The following is a 15637-nucleotide window of genomic DNA, read 5'->3' as shown; positions in this document are numbered from 1 at the left end:
ACTTTTTATAAATTATTTTAAAAAAGAGCTATTAGCTCTTTTTTAATTTTGTTAGTCTTCTAAATTATTTAGTTGAACTCTAATAGCATTATTTAGATTTTGTACCCAACCATTATAGTTAGGGTGAATAGTCTGTTTAGCTGCATCATATTTTAAACCACTACTACTATTTTTATAGTTAATAGCATAAGAAGTTCTGTTATATGGAATTTCAACAGTAGCCGAATGCCCTCTTAAATTCAACTGTCCCTCAGCAAGCCCTGGCTTAACTTTTGTTATTATCCAACCTAATTGAGAACCAGCTGTTCTTATAGCTTTAAAAACTTGATCGTCAGTTGTACCTTTTTTAACACTTATGTCACTTGTAGGAACATTATATACAGTTGCTCCAGTTCTACAACCTGTAAGAATAAAAATGCCCACAAGACCTATCAACAATATTTTAAAAATATTAGTCATATTTTCCCCTTTTTTGTAAAATTAGGTTTTAATAATATCAAATTTTCTTTAAATTTATTATTATTTTTGTGTAAATAATCTATAGATTATCACTCTTAAGAAAAATAGTTCTTTAAATAATCATTTTTTAAAGAAATTCAGACTAATTTTAAAAATCTATAAAACTATAACTCTAATTTAGTTTTAACCTTGCATTCCAGAAGTAGAGTTTTGCTTTGTTTTACAAAAACTTTTTTTTGCAACTACTATCTCTTTTTGTCTCTCTTTTCTTAATGTATCTTTTTCAACAAATATCTTCTTTTTTGTAAAAGGGTCTAACTCTGTATAGTACATAACAGCTGAGTAAGTTCCAGGTGTTGGAGTGAAAACTTGTGCTTGTTCTGGATTTATCTTTAACTCATGAGTTGTAAACTGTTTAAGCTCATGCATATGGCTCTCTTTACACCCTGGATGAGCAGCTATTAGATAATATGTTAAAAACTGTTTTTTACCACTCTCTTTATTTAAATCATCAAACATCTTTTTAAACTCAATAAGTGATTGTTTACCTGGTTTTCCCATATGATGAAGCACTTCATCACTTGTATGTTCAGGAGCAATTTTCATTTGACCTGATATATGATGGTCAATTATCTCTTTTAAATACTCTTTTCCATGATTTTTATCAGCATCTATAAAATCGTATCTAATACCTGAAGCTATAAATGCTTTTTTAACTTTTGGAATAGCTCTTATATCTTTTAGAAGTTTTATGTTTCTGCTATGATCTACTTTCATTGTACGACATAGTCTATGAGCATCCACACATCTTTTATTATCTATACAAGTTCCCAGATTCATCTTCTTTTTGCACTCATAACCATACATATTTGCAGTTGGTCCTCCAACATCAGAGATTATTCCTTTAAAATCTTTTAGTGTTGTAAAATGTTTTGCTTCACTTAAAATATTTTCTTCACTTCTTGTTCTTATTGTTCTTCCTTGATGGGCTGCAATCGCACAATAGTTACACTCTCCCCAACATCCATGATGAGTCATAATTGAGAATTTTATAGTCTCTAATGCCTTTACTTTTCCATCTTTTGCATGATATGGATGTAAATCTCTTTGATATGGAAATGAGGCAATTTTATCCATCTCATTTTCTTCTAAATACCTACTTGGTGGATTTTGTATTAGAAATCTGCCATCTACTTCTTGGCAAAGACCTTTTGAATACATTGGGTCGTTATTATCATAAAAAGCTCTAAATAGATCAATATATTTCTCTTTATTCTCTAAACACTCTTTGTGTGAAGGTATTTGTAAATACTCTTTTACGGGCTCTTTTGATATATAACATAGTCCTGCAATAGTTCTTACATCTTTACCCTCTTTTAAATAAAGTCCTAAATCTATTATTGCTTGTTCACCCATTCCATAAATCATATAATCAGCTTTTGAATCAAATAAGATAGGTTTTCTAAGAGTGTTTGACCAATAATCATAGTGCGTAAGTCGTCTAAGACTTGCTTCTATTCCTCCCAAAACAATAGGCGCTGTATTTTTAAAATATCTTCTTATGAGATTTGTATATACTAAAGTTGCCCTATCTGGTCGCTTATTATTTTTTCCACCAGCAGTATAATCATCATCATTTCTAAACTTTTTTGTAGCAGTATAGTTTGAAACCATTGAATCAATACTTCCACCACTAACTCCCCAAAAAAGTTTTGGCTCCCCTAGTCGTTTTACATCAACATCACTATTAATATCTGGTTGCCCAATAATTCCAACTCTTAAACCAATATCTTCAAGGATTCTTCCAACAACAGCAATACCCATAAAAGGAGAGTCTATATAGGCATCTCCTGTTATTAAAACAACATCTAGTTCATCCCAACCTCGCTGTTTCATCTCATCTTTTGTTGTTGGTAAAAATCTATTTTGTTTATTCATAATTCTTCTTTTATCTATATTTATTAATATAATAGCTAAATATGTTTTATGATACTATTTTAGTAAATTTTACTAGGGGGATTAAGAAGATGAAAAAATTGTTAGCTTTAACTATGGCTTTTATGTTATTTTTTAGTGGGTGTTATCAAAAAGCAAAAGGAAGAGAATACTATGAAGTTTTTGATGAAAAAATAGTTGCATTTGCTATGAAAGAAGATGATAAATCTTTTATTATTTTAGGAGAAAAGTATAGTTATGTTTTTAAGCCTGATAAAACGCTTGAATATCTAATCCAAAATCTTAATGAAGCTTATAAGTTTGATATAGAAAATGGAGGTTATACTATACTATCTGATGAGAAAAATGTAGTTGCAGGTTTTAAAGTTATTATTGATGAAGAAAATTCATCAAAAGAGCTTCTATCTTGGGCTAAAAAAAATGGTGCTTATAAACCCAAAATAGAAGGTATGGAAAAATATCTTTTTATAAATATGTATATGGAAGGTAAACTATATTTACCAAATGAAGAATTAAATAAATCTGTACCAAAACTAGATAAAGAATTCAAAATAAAAGTTAAAAAAGAAAGGTTTGTAGATACAGATAGAACAGAATTAACGAAGTTAGGAAATTTTGGTGCTATGATGGTGTTTATTCCTATATTTCTTATTTTAGAGGTAGTTGACTAAATCAGTTAGTAGATAGCTAATCTTAGCTATCTACACTTTTTCTTACACGAATATGTAACTCTTTTAATTGAGCTTCATCAACGCTTGATGGAGCTTGAGTTAATAGACATTGAGCTTTTTGAGTTTTAGGGAATGCTATAACATCTCTAATAGAATCAGTTCCAGCAAGTAACATTATCATTCTATCAAGACCTAATGCAAATCCTCCATGAGATGGTGCTCCATATTGTAGTGCATCAAGTAAGAATCCAAACTTCTCTTTTGCCTCTTCTTGGCTAATTCCCATAAGTTCAAATACTTTACTTTGAATCTCTTCTTTGTGAATTCTTATACTTCCACCACCAAGCTCTGTTCCATTTAAAACAATATCATAAGCGATTGATTCAATCTCTTCTAAATCTTCTTTGTTTAAATCTTTTGGCATTGTAAATGGATGGTGAAGTGCTTTTGTTCTTCCATCTTCAACTTCAAACATAGGGAAATCTACAACCCATAAAAACTCATATGTATCTGCTGGAATAATATTCATCTCATTAGCTAAGAATAGTCTAAATCTTCCCATATAATCCCAAACAGTTTTTTTATCCCCTGCTCCAAAGAATACTACATCTCCAACTTCAAGATTTGTAACTTTTACAATCTCTTCTAAATCAGCTTCACTAAAGAATTTTGTAAGTGGACCTTTAAGTCCATCTTCTTTCATTTGGAAATATCCAAGACCTTTTGCTCCAAATTTTCTTACATAATCTTCAAAGCTTTTCATTTGTCTTTTTGAGAAGATATTATCTCCATTTGGACATCTTAATGCTTTGATTCTATTATTTTTCTTATCTTTTGCAATATCTGTAAAAATTTCGTTTGTTGATTTTTCAAAAATATCAATAACATCAATTAAAGGCATATCAAATCTTAAATCAGGTTTATCACTTCCATAACTCTCCATAGCTTCACTATATTTCATTCTTCTAAAAGTTTCTGGAATAGTTTTACCACATTTTGTAAATATATCATAGATTAATTTCTCAGCAACAGCTATAACATTCTCTTGAGTACAGAAACTCATCTCAACATCTATTTGTGTAAATTCTGGTTGTCTATCTGCTCTTAAATCTTCATCTCTAAAACATTTTGCAATTTGGAAATATCTATCAAATCCAGCAACCATTAAAAGTTGTTTAAATAGTTGAGGAGATTGAGGAAGTGCATAAAACTCACCTGCATGAACTCTTGATGGAACTAAATAATCTCTTGCTCCTTCTGGAGTTGATTTTGTTAAAATTGGAGTTTCTACATCTAAAAATCCTAACTCATCAAGTGTATTTCTAGCTTGAATAGTAGCTTTACTTCTTAGTTGGAAAATATCAAAAGATTTTTTGCTTCTAAGCTCTAAAAATCTATTTCTTAGTTTTATCTCATCATTTACTTTCTCATCATTTATATCAAAAGGCATAGCTTTAGATCTATTTTCAATAATAAGATTCTCTAAAATAATCTCAATTTTTCCAGTCTCTAAGTTTGGATTTTCTAACCCTTCACCTCTAGCTCGTACAGTTCCAGTTGCAATTAAAACATACTCATCTCTTACAGTTTCAGCAACAACTAAAGCATCTTTACAATCTTGTGGATCAGCAACAAGCTGAACTAAACCACTTTTATCTCTTAAATCTATAAAAATAATTCCACCGTGATCTCGTCTGCTATTAACCCAACCAGCAACAGTAACTTTTTGACCTATTAAATTCTCTTTTACACTTGTATTATAATGTGTTCTCAAAATTAAACTCCATTTTCTAAATAAGGGGTGATTTTATCCAAATTTTACTTAATCTCAACAAATCCATACTCTGTACTTTTAAATAGTCTTGGAGTATAAACAGCTTGATTTTCTACTATTTTAGTTGGTATTAAATTATTGTTTCCATTTACTAAATAGTTTGCACCAACCAAAGTTGAGTAATCAACCCATTCAAAATTTATATTTCCACCAAAATTTAAAATCTCATCTCTTAATTTGTTATCAATTTTTTCAATAGAGTTTGCAAGAACCATTTTTTCTCTATCTTTATCTTGAGTTAGCGTCATTAACATAGGATCAAAATTTATTTGAGTAGAAAATATAAACTTTGGATAAATATCATTTGCTCTTAGTTGAGACATTATTAGTGAACTTTTTACTATATCTACATTTAAAAATATTGAGCTATTTCTTAATCTTGAATCTACAACAATATTTTTAAAGTTTGTTTCACCATTTTTTATCTCTTTTCTTGCTGTTGTATAACTAACAACATTTTCATAACTATTTTTTAACTTATTTCCCAAATATGTATTTTGATAAAAAAGTACATTTGGACCATCAGAGTAATAACTTAATTTTTTAAGTTGATCTTCATAAGAGATAGAACCAAAAATTAAATTATCGTTTTGAGATAAACTATCTTTTTTTTCAATTAGTGGAAGATAAACCATAATATCATTTAGTGGCGTTGTATTTAAATTATTTATTGCGTTTGGAGTATAAAGTGCAATTACTTTTGTAATTCCCTCTTCTTTAACTTTATTAAATGCATTATTTATACTATCAGCACTCTCATTTTGACTATCAATTACAACTAAATCATAATTTGCATTTAAAAATGTCAAATACCCAGCAACTGTATTTATAGAATTTTTTGCATATTTAGATACTAAAGAGGATGGATAAACAAAGGCAATCTTAAGATTTGCCTTTGTGCTATCAAATTTTATTTCAGGTTCACTAGATGCTAAAACTTCACTATTCTCTTCTTGTGTTATCTCATTTTTAGAACCATTGTTGTTTATAATCTCTTCTTGAATTACACTATCGTTTGAGATAAACTCTTCAACAACTGTTTTTTTATCTTCCTCAACTTTTTTTACTGGAACATTCTGATTTGGCATTTTTAGCTTTACAACTTTTTGTGTACAACCCGCCACTAAAAAAGCCATAAAAATTAAAATAAGTAGATGCTTCAATTTAACTCTCCTCATATAGATTTTTGATTTTTAACATATCAAGATAAGTATCTTTTTTCAAAGATGGATTTTTTAGTAAATAAAGAGGAGAAAAGATTGGTACTAAAATAGCAGAATTAAAGCTTAAAACTTTTCCTCTATTTTTTAAAAATTCACCACTACTTTTTAACAAATAGTCATGAACTCTCTCTCCTACAGCAACAATAATTTTTGGTTTTATAACCTCAATTTGCTTTAACAAATAACAATTACAACTCTCAAAATTTTGAAAACTTGCCTCTTTTGTTCCTCTACATTTTACTAAGTTTGTAGTGTAAACTTCATCTTTTTTTATTTTTAAACTACCTTCAATCATTTTTGCTAACATATCACCAGAATTTCCAACAAAAAAAGAACCCAAATCATCTTCACTTTTTGATGGCTCATCGCAAATAAACATAATTTTTGAATTCTGACTTCCATATCCAAAAAGTGTATGTTTTCTTGTTTTTGACAAATCACACAAATAGCAGTTTGTAACTGATTTTTTAAGCTCTTCTAAACTGTTTGGCAATGCAAAATCACAACTACTATAAAAGTTTATATTTAAGTCACTATGATATTTAATTCCAAAAAGTTTTTGATTATAAAGGTATTTTAAAACTTGATTCTTAACTTTATTTGTCATACTTCATTTTACAAAAAATATGCTTTAGTATCAATTTTTAAGAAGATTTATTAAATAGAGAAACTTCTCTATTTAATAACTATTTTTTTCTATGAACAATTCTTCCCTTATCAAGTGAATAAGGTGTTATCTCAACTGTTACAGTATCATTTGGTAATATTTTTATATAGTGCATTCTCATTTTTCCAGAGATATGACACAATACAACATGACCATTTTCCAACTGAACTCTAAACATTGCATTTGGTAAAGCTTCAACTACTTTTCCATCAACAACAATTACATCATCTTTTGCCACATTAGCCCCTTAATTTTCTCTATTACTTAAAATAACTGCTCGTCCATCAACTACAGCAACCGTATGCTCATAATGACTCCCTCTTAAACCATCGGCTGAAACAACATCCCAACCATTTTTAAGAATAACAGGGTTTCTATCTTTTTGACATATCATGGGTTCTATACAAAACACCATTCCATTTTTTATTTTTGGTCCAGATTTTGTACCACCATGTTCTAAGTAGTTTGGAATTTCAGGTTCTTCATGTGGTTTTCTTCCAATTCCATGTCCACAAAATCTAACTAATGGCTGATAACCTCTTGAAGTAATAAAATCTTCAATAGCTTTTGATAACTCTTTAAATCTCATACCATCTTCAATTATGTCAATAGCATAATACAAAGCATCTTTTGCACAAGCTATCAGCTCTTCATCTTTTTTAGAGATATCTCCAATTGGCATTGTAATAGCACTATCACCATACCAACCGTCAACTTCAGTTCCTATATCAAGACCTAAAATATCACCATCTTTTAAAACTGTATCGCTTGGAATTCCATGAATTATAACTTCATTTAGTGATGTACAAACAGCATTTGGAAATCCATATAAACCTTTAAAAGCAGGTCTAGCTCCTAGGCTTAAAATAAATTTTTCGCCCATAGCATCAACTTCTTTTAAAGTCATTCCAGCTTTTACATTCTCTTCTAGATATTTTAGTGTTTTTGCAACAGCTTGATTTGCAACAAAAAGTTTTTCAATCTCTTCAGGTTTTCTAAGCGCAATAGACATTTTATAGTCCAACTGCACTTAAAGTTTGATATTTATTTGAATATTGTTGAGCCTCTATTTTTCTCATAGTATCAATAGCAACTTGAACTACAATTAAAACTGAAACCCCTCCAAAATAAAAAGGAACACCCATTGCTTTTACAATTAACCAAGGAAGTGTAGAGATTAATCCCATATAAATAGCTCCCCAGAAAGTTAATCTACTAGCAACTGTATTTAAAAACTCGGCTGTACTAGCTCCTGGTCTAACACCAGGTATAAATCCACCTTGTCTTTTTAAGTTTTCACTTATATCTTTTGCATTAAATGTAATTGATGCATAAAAAAATGCAAAGAAAACTACAAATAAAAACATAAATAAGTTAAATGTATATGAACTAGGATTCATATAATCAGCTATCATCACTAAATATTTATTTTGACTTCCTTGTAAAACTGTTGCTGGAAACATCAAAATAGCACTTGCAAAAATAGCAGGAATAACTCCACTTAAATTTACTTTAATTGGAATGTAGTTCATAACTCTTTTACTTTGGTTTTGCATAATTACTTTTCTTGAGTATGAAACAGGAACTCTTCTCTCTCCCAACTCAACATAAATAATAGCTCCAACCGTTGCAAAAATAACTAGTAAAATACCAATTACAGTTAAGAAGTACATTTGACCATTATTTACTAAATCAATAGTTCCACCAATAGCACTAGGAATTGCTGAAACGATACCTGCAAAGATAATCAGTGAAATACCATTTCCTATACCTCTTTGAGTTATTTGCTCACCTATCCACATTAAAAGCATTGTTCCTGTAAGCATTGAAATAGCTGAAACTGCAATAAATGTATTCATATCAATAGAAATTGCTGCTTGCCCATTTTGTCCAGTTAATGAATTAAGACCAATAGATACTCCAATTGATTGAATCAATGTAATAACAATAGTTGTATATCTGATGATTTGCATATATTTTTGCATCCCATCTCTCTCTTTTTTCATTTTACCAAGTGCTGGGAAAGTTGCTGCTAGAAGCTCCATAATAATTGAAGCTGTAATGTAAGGCATAATTCCTAGTGAGATAATACTTAGTCTTTCAACTGCATTTCCACTAAACATATTTACAAGACCTAATGCATTGTTTGCATTTGAATCAAAGAACTCTTTAACTACATCAATATTAACTCCAGGTACTGGCACATATGCCAGTAGTCTGTAAAGAAAAATAAAGCCTAATGTAATAAGAATCTTATTTACTAGATCTTTACTCATAATTATTTTCCAGTAGTTGTAACGTTTTCGTCTTTAATCTTAGCACTTAAATTTTTAGCTGTTGCACCAATAAGTTTTACTTTTACAACAGTTTTTGATAATTTATATACAGATCTAATTGATTCAACTGTAATTTCTGGTAATTCAGCAATTGCAGTTACTTTTTCAACATTAATTGTATATGGTTTAACTACTCTTGATACAAATCCAACTTTAGGAAGTCTTCTTGCTAGTGGTTGTTGTCCACCTTCAAAACCTCTTTTTACATTGTATCCAGATCTAGCTTTTTGACCTTTATTACCTTTTCCAGCAGTTTTACCGTTACCGCTTCCTTGACCTCTACCTTTTCTTTTAGGAGCTTTTGTGCTTCCGCAAGCTGGTTTTAAATTTTCTAATATCATATTCTTATCCTTTTATTCTTGCTAAAGCTTCAACTGTAGCTTGTACAAGGTTATTTGGATTATTTGAACCTAAAGATTTTGCAATAATATCTTTAACTCCAGAAAGCTCAAGAACAGGTCTTGCAGCTCCTCCAGCGATTAGTCCAGTTCCTTCTGAAGCTGGTCTTAATAAAATTTTACTTGCATTATATTTGTGTTCAATATCATGTGCAATTGTAGTTCCTTTTATAGAAACTGTCACTAAGCTTTTGAATGCATCATCTAAAGCTTTTTTAATAGCATCTGGAACTTCTTTTGCTTTTCCTGTTCCAAAACCTACTGTACCGTTTTTATCTCCAACAACAACTAAAGCTGTAAATCTGAATCTTCTTCCACCTTTTACAACTTTTGTTACTCTTCCGATTTTAACGATTGCTTCTTGAAAATCTTCTCTATTTACTGCCATCATTAATCCTTATAATTTAATACCATTTTCTCTTAATGCGTCAGCAAATGCTGCAACAACACCATGATAAAGATACCCGTTTCTATCATAAACAACTGTTTCAATACCAGCTGCTTTTAATTTAGAAGCAAACTCAGCTGCAACTTTTACAGCACCCTCTTTATTTCCACCTAAACCCATAGTTTGTGAGCTAACTGCTGCTAAAGTTCTACCTTCAACATCGTTGATAGCTTGTGCACTAATGTATTTGTTAGATTTAAAAATCGATACTCTTGGTTTTTCAGCTGTACCAGAAATATTAGCTCTAACTCTTTTTTTTCTTTTTATTCTTAAAGCAATTTTTTTTGCTAAATCTTTTTCTCTACTCATAGTTACACCTTATTTCTTAGCAGTTTTTCCGGCTTTTCTAATGATTTTCTCATCAGAATACTTAACACCTTTACCTTTGTATGGTTCTGGTTTTCTAAAGCCTCGAATAATAGCAGCAGCTTGCCCAACTTGTTGTTTATCTGCACCTTTAACTGTAATAATGTTTTTCTCAACAGAGATATCTAATCCTTTTTGGATTTCAAAATTAATTGGATGAGAATAACCTAAGATTAACTCTAAAACATCACCTTTTACAGCTGCTTTATATCCAACTCCATTGATTTCTAAAGTTTTTGTGAAACCTTCATGTAAACCATTAACTGCGTTTGCTGTTAATGCTCTGTAAGTTCCCCAAAATGCTGCAGCTTCTTTTGTTTCTCCATTTTTTGTTAAAACAACTTGACCATCTGCAACTTCAATTCCAACTCTTCCATGAGTCTCGACTGTAGAAACATTGTTTCCTTTTTTAACACTAATTAGTGTTCCATTTACTGTTACTTCAATTCCAGCAGGAATTGTGATAGGTTTTTTTCCAATTCTAGACATTACACTCTCCTACCAAACAGTACAAAGTACTTCTCCACCAACATTAGCAGCAAATGCTTCATCATTTGCAATAATACCTTTGTTAGTTGAAAGAATAATAGTACCGTATCCGTTTTTGAAATTTTTAATTTCAGAAGCTGGTTTATAAACTCTTCTTCCTGGTTTTGAAACTCTTACAATTTCGTTAATTGCTGATTTCTCTTTATCATCATACTTCAATTCAACTTGAATTGTTTTTTTATTATTTTGTCCGTCAATAACTTTGAATCCAGCGATATACTCTTTTTGTAAAAGTACATTCATTACTCCAACAACTGTGTTTGAGTGTAATAATGTTGCAACTTCTAATCTTCTCATTGCAGCATTTCTAATTCTAGTTAAAGCATCTGCGATTAAATCATTCATCATAGCTTTTTTCTCCTACCAACTAGCTTTTCTAACACCAGGTAATAAACCTTCGTTAGCCATTTTTCTTAAACAAACTCTACATAGACCAAAATCTCTATAAACTGAGTGAGGTCTTCCACAAACAGAACATCTTGTGTATGCTCTTACAGCAAACTTAGGTGTTCTTTGTTGTTTAGCGATCATAGATTTCTTTGCCATTACGCTCTTCCTTTTGTAAATGGAATTCCAATTAACTCTAACAATCTATATGACTCAGCATCACTTGTTGCAGTAGTTGCGATTGAAATATTCATTCCGTGTGTTTTAATGATGTTATCATAAACTACTTCTGGGAACATCAATTGCTCATCAAGTCCGAAGTTAAAGTTTCCTCTTCCATCAAATCCATTCTTGTTTAGACCTCTAAAGTCTTTTACTCTTGGTAATGCAATGTTACATAATTTATCTAAAAAGTGATACATTTGCTCACCTCTTAAAGTAACTTTAATACCAACAGGCATTCCTTCTCTTACTTTAAATCCAGCTACAGATTTTTTAGCAATAACTTTAACTGCTCTTTGACCAGCAATTAAAGAGATTGTATCTTGCATATTTTGGATTAATTTAGTATCTTTCATAGCTTCACCAGCACCAACAGAGATAACAACTTTATCAACTTTAGCTGTTAAAGTTTTATTTTTTGGAAACTCTGCTTCAAGAACTGGCTTGATTTCAGCTTTATATCTTTCTAATAATCTTGATGCCATATTTTACCCTTCCACTTTTGCCACATTTGAAATATCAATTGGCATCTCTTTATTTATAAATCCACCATCTGGATTTTTTTCTTGATCAGGTTTAACAGTTTTTTTAGCAACTTTACAATCTTTTACGATTACTTTGTTTACTTTTGGTAATACTTGTAAAACTTCTCCAGTTTTTCCTTTGTCATCACCAGCAATGATTCTAACTGTATCACCTTTTTTTATTTTTAATTTAATAGCCATTATAGTACCTCCGGTGCAAGTGAAACGATTTTCATAAATCCTGAATATCTAACTTCTCTAGCAACTGGTCCAAAAATTCTTGTTCCAACTGGCTCTCTTTTAGCATCTAAAATAACAGCAGCATTGTCATCAAATCTGATTAATGAACCATTTTCTCTTTGAACTTCTTTATGAGTTCTTACAATTACAGCTTTAACAACTTGACCTTTTTTAATTTTTCCAGTTGGAAGAGCTTTTTTAACAGAAGCAACAATAACATCACCAACAGTTGCATATCTTCTTTTAGAACCACCTAAAACTTTGATACACATAATCTCTTTAGCACCTGTGTTATCTGCTACATTTAATCTTGTAAAACTTTGAATCATTATTTAACTCCTGTAGCAAGGATCGTTTTTAATCTAAAAGATTTAGTTTTAGATAGTGGTCTACATTCAATAGCAATAACACTATCACCAACATTTAATTCATTTTTTTCATCATGAATTAAATATTTTTTAAATCTTTTAACTGTTTTATGATACTTTGGGTGTAAAACTGATCTAGTTACTAAAACAGAAGCTGTTTTATCACCTGATCTTTTTACTACTACACCTTGAATCTCTCTTTTATGTGTCATACTTAGATCCTTAGTTAGCTTTAACAGCTGTAATAGCAGTCTGAATTTTAGCAATATCTTTTTTTGCTACTCTTAATTCAGATGTATTTGTTAACTGCATAGTTTTTAGCTTAGCTTTTAATTCAAAAAGAAGCACCTTTTTTTCTTTTAATAACGCTTGTAATTCGCTCAAGCTTTTATCTTTAATATCAGTATAGTTCATTTTCGCTATCTCTTGTTACAAATTTAGTTTTAAATGGTAGTTTATGCATAGCTAAAGCTAAAGCTTCTCTTGCTAAACTTTCATCTACTCCAGCCATTTCGAAACAAACTCTTCCTGGCTTAATGTTCATTACCCATTTATCAACGCTACCTTTACCTTTACCCATTCTTGTTTCAAGTGGTTTAGCAGTTAGTGGTTTATCAGGGAATACCATAATCCAAACTTTCGCTTGTCTTTTTACTTTTCTTGTCATGGCAACCCTAGAAGCTTCAATTTGTCTTGAATCTACTCGTCCATGCTCAACAGCTTTAATTCCGAAATCTCCATAAGCTAAAGAGTTACCTCTGTGAGCTTCACCTCGATTTCTTCCTTTCATCATTTTTCTAAATTTTGTTCTTTTAGGCATTAACATAATTATTTACCTCTTTTCTTTGCTGGTCTTCTTTTTGGTTTAGACTCAGGAGTTTCAGATTTTTCAGTTGGAATTCCTTTTGCAAGAACTTCACCTTTAAATATCCAAACTTTAATCCCAATACAACCATAAGCTGTATGAGCTTCTGCAAAACCATAATCAATTCTAGCTCTTAATGTATGTAAAGGAACTCTTCCTTCTAAATACCACTCAGTTCTTGCCATTTCAGCTCCACCAAGTCTTCCAGAAACAGATACTTTAATACCTTTTGCTCCACCTTTAAGTGCATTTTGCATAACTCTTTTCATAGCTCTTCTAAATGCAACTCTTCTTTCTAATTGTTGAGCAACATTCTCAGCTGAAAGTAGTGCAGAAGTTTGAGGTTTTCTCTCTTCTTTAATATTTACAGCTATCTCTTTTCCTACAAGTTTAGATAAAGAGTCTTTTAGTTTTTCAACATCTGCACCTTTTTTACCGATAATAATTCCAGGTCTAGCAGCAACAACAGTAACTCTTACTTTTTTTGCAGTTCTTTCAATAACAGTTTGAGCAATTCCAGCATAATATAACTCTTTTTTAACAAACTTTCTTATTTTGTCATCTTCAGCTACATTTGCAGGCATTGTTTCAAATTTTGGAAACCATCTAGACTCCCAATTTCTATTAATACCTAATCTTAAACCTATTGGATTAACTTTTTGACCCATTACTTGTCTCCTTTTGTAGATGCAGCTACTTCAATCATAATATGTGCAGTTGGTTTATGCTTTGGTGAAGCTGAACCTCTTGCTCTTGGAGTAAATCTTTTAAGAACTGGTCCTTTGTCTACTCTAGCACTTGTAATTACTGCATCAGCTGAATCCAATCCAGAGTTTGCAACAGCAGAAGCTATTACTTTAGATATAATTCCAGCAGCTTTGTTTGGAGTAAATTGTAAAGATGCAATTGCATACTCTGCATTCATCCCTTGAACTTCTCTAGCAATTAATCTTGCTTTAATAGGAGAAACTCTAATAAATTTTAATATCGCTCTTGCCATTATTACGCCTTTCTTTGAACAGAACCTTTATGGCCCTTAAATGTTCTAGTTGGTGCAAACTCACCTAATTTATACCCAACATGGTTCTCTGTAACATTTACAGGAACAAAGTTTCTACCATTATGTACATTAAATGTTAATCCAATCATATCTGGAAGAATTGTAGATCTTCTTGACCATGTTTTAATTGGTTTTTTATCTTTTGAACTATTAGCAGCCACAACTTTTTTTAGTAAGTGTGAATCTACAAAAGGTCCTTTTTTTATTGATCTTGCCATCTTAAACCCTTACTTCTTTTTTCTTGAAATGATTAGTTTATCACTAGCTTTTTTCTTTCTAGTTTTATAACCTTTAGTTGGCATACCCCATGGAGTAACAGGATGTCTTCCAGAATTCGTTTTACCTTCTCCTCCCCCGTGTGGGTGATCAATAGGGTTCATCGCAGATCCTCTTGTTTGAGGTCTAATTCCTAAGTGTCTTGTTCTACCAGCTTTACCAATTACCATATTTATATAATCCCCGTTTCCAACTACACCAATAGTAGCCATACAAACTCCAAGGATTTTTCTCATTTCACCAGATGGTAATCTTAAGATAACATATTTATCTTCTCTTCCCATAATTTGTGCATATCCACCAGCACTTCTAGCAATTTGAGCACCTTTACCTGGTTTTAACTCAATATTGTGAACCATTGTTCCAACAGGAATACTTACTAGTTGCATAGCATTTCCTGGTAAAATATCAAGTCCAGAAATAGCAGCTTGAACTTTATCTCCTACTTTTAAACCAGCAGGTTGAATAATATATCTTTTATCACCATCAGCATATGAAACTAAGCTAATTCTACAATTTCTATATGGGTCATACTCAACAGTTGCAATAGTACCTTCTATACCAAATTTATTTCTTTTGAAATCAATAATTCTATATAATTTTTTTGCACCTGCTTCTTTGTGTCTTGATGTAATTCTTCCATTATTATTTCTACCAGCATTTGCTTTTACTCTTACAAGTAAAGATCTAACTGTTGGTTTTGAAGTAATATCAGAGCTATCGATAACTGACATAAATCTTCTAGCAGGAGTTATAGGTCTAAATTTTTTAATTGACATTTTTTACTC

General features: G+C 30.8%; 25 protein-coding genes. 1 reads left to right on the top strand and 24 read right to left on the bottom strand.

The genetic code is table 11. The annotated features are described in order from the left end of the window. Positions 1-51: 51 nt before the first annotated feature. Together AC5LG6_RS05680 and AC5LG6_RS05675 are read right to left on the bottom strand one after the other, a co-directional pair. On the bottom strand, positions 52-459 hold the full coding sequence (locus AC5LG6_RS05680; RefSeq protein WP_066219904.1) for a hypothetical protein: 408 nt from the start codon (positions 457-459) through the stop codon (positions 52-54). A 183-nt stretch (positions 460-642) separates the two neighbouring features. Beyond that, complete coding sequence (locus tag AC5LG6_RS05675; protein WP_498585922.1) at positions 643-2397, bottom strand: YgiQ family radical SAM protein; 1755 nt, start codon at positions 2395-2397, stop codon at positions 643-645. 89 nt (positions 2398-2486) lie between these two features. Here AC5LG6_RS05675 and AC5LG6_RS05670 point away from each other — a divergent pair, with 89 nt between their 5' ends. Then, complete coding sequence (locus AC5LG6_RS05670) at positions 2487-3086, top strand: hypothetical protein (protein WP_498585921.1); 600 nt, start codon at positions 2487-2489, stop codon at positions 3084-3086. 22 nt (positions 3087-3108) lie between these two features. Here the strand turns inward: AC5LG6_RS05670 and aspS are convergent, their stop codons facing one another. From aspS to rplB, 22 genes are all read right to left on the bottom strand, one after another. Next, positions 3109-4860, bottom strand: a complete 1752-nt coding sequence (aspS, locus tag AC5LG6_RS05665; protein WP_498585920.1) for an aspartate--tRNA ligase — start codon at positions 4858-4860, stop codon at positions 3109-3111. 44 nt (positions 4861-4904) lie between these two features. Continuing rightward, on the bottom strand, positions 4905-6083 hold the full coding sequence (locus AC5LG6_RS05660; RefSeq protein ID WP_498585919.1) for a hypothetical protein: 1179 nt from the start codon (positions 6081-6083) through the stop codon (positions 4905-4907). A gap of 1 nt (position 6084) precedes the next feature. Next, positions 6085-6750, bottom strand: coding sequence for a uracil-DNA glycosylase (locus tag AC5LG6_RS05655; RefSeq protein ID WP_498585918.1), 666 nt, complete (start codon positions 6748-6750; stop codon positions 6085-6087). A gap of 79 nt (positions 6751-6829) precedes the next feature. Then, positions 6830-7048: a translation initiation factor IF-1 gene (infA, locus tag AC5LG6_RS05650; protein ID WP_066154649.1), complete on the bottom strand. Its 219-nt coding sequence runs from the start codon at positions 7046-7048 to the stop codon at positions 6830-6832. Positions 7049-7057: 9 nt separating this feature from the next. Further along, the gene (map, locus tag AC5LG6_RS05645; protein ID WP_066154646.1) at positions 7058-7822 is read right to left on the bottom strand and encodes a type I methionyl aminopeptidase; all 765 of its coding nucleotides are present in this window, start codon (positions 7820-7822) and stop codon (positions 7058-7060) included. A gap of 1 nt (position 7823) precedes the next feature. Then, positions 7824-9086, bottom strand: a complete 1263-nt coding sequence (gene secY, locus AC5LG6_RS05640; RefSeq protein ID WP_498585917.1) for a preprotein translocase subunit SecY — start codon at positions 9084-9086, stop codon at positions 7824-7826. A 2-nt stretch (positions 9087-9088) separates the two neighbouring features. Beyond that, on the bottom strand, positions 9089-9487 hold the full coding sequence (gene rplO / locus AC5LG6_RS05635; protein ID WP_066154641.1) for a 50S ribosomal protein L15: 399 nt from the start codon (positions 9485-9487) through the stop codon (positions 9089-9091). 4 nt (positions 9488-9491) lie between these two features. Continuing rightward, positions 9492-9932, bottom strand: a complete 441-nt coding sequence (gene rpsE / locus AC5LG6_RS05630) for a 30S ribosomal protein S5 (RefSeq protein ID WP_066154638.1) — start codon at positions 9930-9932, stop codon at positions 9492-9494. A gap of 9 nt (positions 9933-9941) precedes the next feature. Further along, positions 9942-10301 (bottom strand): 50S ribosomal protein L18, encoded by a 360-nt coding sequence (rplR, locus tag AC5LG6_RS05625; RefSeq protein ID WP_066154635.1) that lies wholly within the window; start codon positions 10299-10301, stop codon positions 9942-9944. A gap of 9 nt (positions 10302-10310) precedes the next feature. Next, positions 10311-10847, bottom strand: a complete 537-nt coding sequence (rplF, locus tag AC5LG6_RS05620) for a 50S ribosomal protein L6 (RefSeq protein ID WP_066154633.1) — start codon at positions 10845-10847, stop codon at positions 10311-10313. A gap of 9 nt (positions 10848-10856) precedes the next feature. Next, positions 10857-11255 carry a 30S ribosomal protein S8 gene (gene rpsH / locus AC5LG6_RS05615; RefSeq protein ID WP_066154631.1) on the bottom strand — a complete coding sequence of 133 codons (399 nt, stop codon included), beginning with the start codon at positions 11253-11255 and terminating at the stop codon, positions 10857-10859. A 12-nt stretch (positions 11256-11267) separates the two neighbouring features. After that, positions 11268-11453 carry a type Z 30S ribosomal protein S14 gene (locus AC5LG6_RS05610; protein WP_004510833.1) on the bottom strand — a complete coding sequence of 62 codons (186 nt, stop codon included), beginning with the start codon at positions 11451-11453 and terminating at the stop codon, positions 11268-11270. Then, a complete protein-coding gene (gene rplE, locus AC5LG6_RS05605; protein WP_498585916.1) occupies positions 11453-12001 on the bottom strand; it encodes a 50S ribosomal protein L5 in 549 nt (182 codons plus the stop codon). The genes AC5LG6_RS05610 and rplE overlap by 1 nt, the downstream gene beginning before the upstream one ends. Before the next feature lie 3 nt (positions 12002-12004). Next, positions 12005-12241 carry a 50S ribosomal protein L24 gene (gene rplX, locus AC5LG6_RS05600; RefSeq protein WP_066154625.1) on the bottom strand — a complete coding sequence of 79 codons (237 nt, stop codon included), beginning with the start codon at positions 12239-12241 and terminating at the stop codon, positions 12005-12007. Further along, positions 12241-12609, bottom strand: coding sequence for a 50S ribosomal protein L14 (gene rplN, locus AC5LG6_RS05595; RefSeq protein ID WP_024776088.1), 369 nt, complete (start codon positions 12607-12609; stop codon positions 12241-12243). The genes rplX and rplN overlap by 1 nt, the downstream gene beginning before the upstream one ends. After that, on the bottom strand, positions 12609-12860 hold the full coding sequence (gene rpsQ, locus AC5LG6_RS05590) for a 30S ribosomal protein S17 (protein WP_066154623.1): 252 nt from the start codon (positions 12858-12860) through the stop codon (positions 12609-12611). Before rpsQ ends, rplN begins: the two co-directional genes overlap by 1 nt. A gap of 10 nt (positions 12861-12870) precedes the next feature. Continuing rightward, a complete protein-coding gene (rpmC, locus tag AC5LG6_RS05585) occupies positions 12871-13062 on the bottom strand; it encodes a 50S ribosomal protein L29 (protein ID WP_066154621.1) in 192 nt (63 codons plus the stop codon). Then, positions 13049-13474, bottom strand: a complete 426-nt coding sequence (gene rplP, locus AC5LG6_RS05580; RefSeq protein ID WP_066154618.1) for a 50S ribosomal protein L16 — start codon at positions 13472-13474, stop codon at positions 13049-13051. The genes rpmC and rplP overlap by 14 nt, the downstream gene beginning before the upstream one ends. A 2-nt stretch (positions 13475-13476) precedes the next feature. After that, positions 13477-14181: a 30S ribosomal protein S3 gene (gene rpsC, locus AC5LG6_RS05575; RefSeq protein ID WP_066168001.1), complete on the bottom strand. Its 705-nt coding sequence runs from the start codon at positions 14179-14181 to the stop codon at positions 13477-13479. Then, positions 14181-14513, bottom strand: coding sequence for a 50S ribosomal protein L22 (gene rplV / locus AC5LG6_RS05570; protein ID WP_066154612.1), 333 nt, complete (start codon positions 14511-14513; stop codon positions 14181-14183). Before rplV ends, rpsC begins: the two co-directional genes overlap by 1 nt. A 2-nt stretch (positions 14514-14515) precedes the next feature. Continuing rightward, positions 14516-14791 carry a 30S ribosomal protein S19 gene (gene rpsS / locus AC5LG6_RS05565; RefSeq protein WP_066154611.1) on the bottom strand — a complete coding sequence of 92 codons (276 nt, stop codon included), beginning with the start codon at positions 14789-14791 and terminating at the stop codon, positions 14516-14518. Between the two features lie 9 nt (positions 14792-14800). Continuing rightward, positions 14801-15628: a 50S ribosomal protein L2 gene (gene rplB / locus AC5LG6_RS05560; RefSeq protein WP_066154608.1), complete on the bottom strand. Its 828-nt coding sequence runs from the start codon at positions 15626-15628 to the stop codon at positions 14801-14803. Between the last annotated feature and the right edge of the window lie 9 nt (positions 15629-15637).

The organism is Arcobacter thermotolerans, from assembly GCF_983172305.1.
Note: the sequence above shows the minus strand (reverse complement) of the source record. Positions and strands in the feature narration are given on the sequence as shown.

Bases quoted from the DNA above. Each gene is read 5' to 3' on its own strand.
- AC5LG6_RS05670 (WP_498585921.1), top strand. From the start codon at position 2,487: ATGAAAAAATTGTTAGCTTTAACTATGGCTTTTATGTTATTTTTTAGT.
- rplV (WP_066154612.1), bottom strand. From the start codon at position 14,513: ATGGCAAGAGCGATATTAAAATTTATTAGAGTTTCTCCTATTAAAGCA.
- AC5LG6_RS05655 (WP_498585918.1), bottom strand. From the start codon at position 6,750: ATGACAAATAAAGTTAAGAATCAAGTTTTAAAATACCTTTATAATCAA.
- AC5LG6_RS05680 (WP_066219904.1), bottom strand. From the start codon at position 459: ATGACTAATATTTTTAAAATATTGTTGATAGGTCTTGTGGGCATTTTT.
- rpsH (WP_066154631.1), bottom strand. From the start codon at position 11,255: ATGATGAATGATTTAATCGCAGATGCTTTAACTAGAATTAGAAATGCT.
- rplP (WP_066154618.1), bottom strand. From the start codon at position 13,474: ATGTTAATGCCTAAAAGAACAAAATTTAGAAAAATGATGAAAGGAAGA.
- rpsQ (WP_066154623.1), bottom strand. From the start codon at position 12,860: ATGACACATAAAAGAGAGATTCAAGGTGTAGTAGTAAAAAGATCAGGT.
- AC5LG6_RS05610 (WP_004510833.1), bottom strand. From the start codon at position 11,453: ATGGCAAAGAAATCTATGATCGCTAAACAACAAAGAACACCTAAGTTT.
- rplB (WP_066154608.1), bottom strand. From the start codon at position 15,628: ATGTCAATTAAAAAATTTAGACCTATAACTCCTGCTAGAAGATTTATG.
- rplX (WP_066154625.1), bottom strand. From the start codon at position 12,241: ATGGCTATTAAATTAAAAATAAAAAAAGGTGATACAGTTAGAATCATT.
- rpmC (WP_066154621.1), bottom strand. From the start codon at position 13,062: ATGAACTATACTGATATTAAAGATAAAAGCTTGAGCGAATTACAAGCG.
- rpsC (WP_066168001.1), bottom strand. From the start codon at position 14,181: ATGGGTCAAAAAGTTAATCCAATAGGTTTAAGATTAGGTATTAATAGA.
- rplR (WP_066154635.1), bottom strand. From the start codon at position 10,301: ATGAGTAGAGAAAAAGATTTAGCAAAAAAAATTGCTTTAAGAATAAAA.
- map (WP_066154646.1), bottom strand. From the start codon at position 7,822: ATGTCTATTGCGCTTAGAAAACCTGAAGAGATTGAAAAACTTTTTGTT.
- rplE (WP_498585916.1), bottom strand. From the start codon at position 12,001: ATGGCATCAAGATTATTAGAAAGATATAAAGCTGAAATCAAGCCAGTT.
- rpsS (WP_066154611.1), bottom strand. From the start codon at position 14,791: ATGGCAAGATCAATAAAAAAAGGACCTTTTGTAGATTCACACTTACTA.
- rplO (WP_066154641.1), bottom strand. From the start codon at position 9,487: ATGATATTAGAAAATTTAAAACCAGCTTGCGGAAGCACAAAAGCTCCT.
- rplN (WP_024776088.1), bottom strand. From the start codon at position 12,609: ATGATTCAAAGTTTTACAAGATTAAATGTAGCAGATAACACAGGTGCT.
- rpsE (WP_066154638.1), bottom strand. From the start codon at position 9,932: ATGGCAGTAAATAGAGAAGATTTTCAAGAAGCAATCGTTAAAATCGGA.
- rplF (WP_066154633.1), bottom strand. From the start codon at position 10,847: ATGTCTAGAATTGGAAAAAAACCTATCACAATTCCTGCTGGAATTGAA.
- AC5LG6_RS05675 (WP_498585922.1), bottom strand. From the start codon at position 2,397: ATGAATAAACAAAATAGATTTTTACCAACAACAAAAGATGAGATGAAA.
- secY (WP_498585917.1), bottom strand. From the start codon at position 9,086: ATGAGTAAAGATCTAGTAAATAAGATTCTTATTACATTAGGCTTTATT.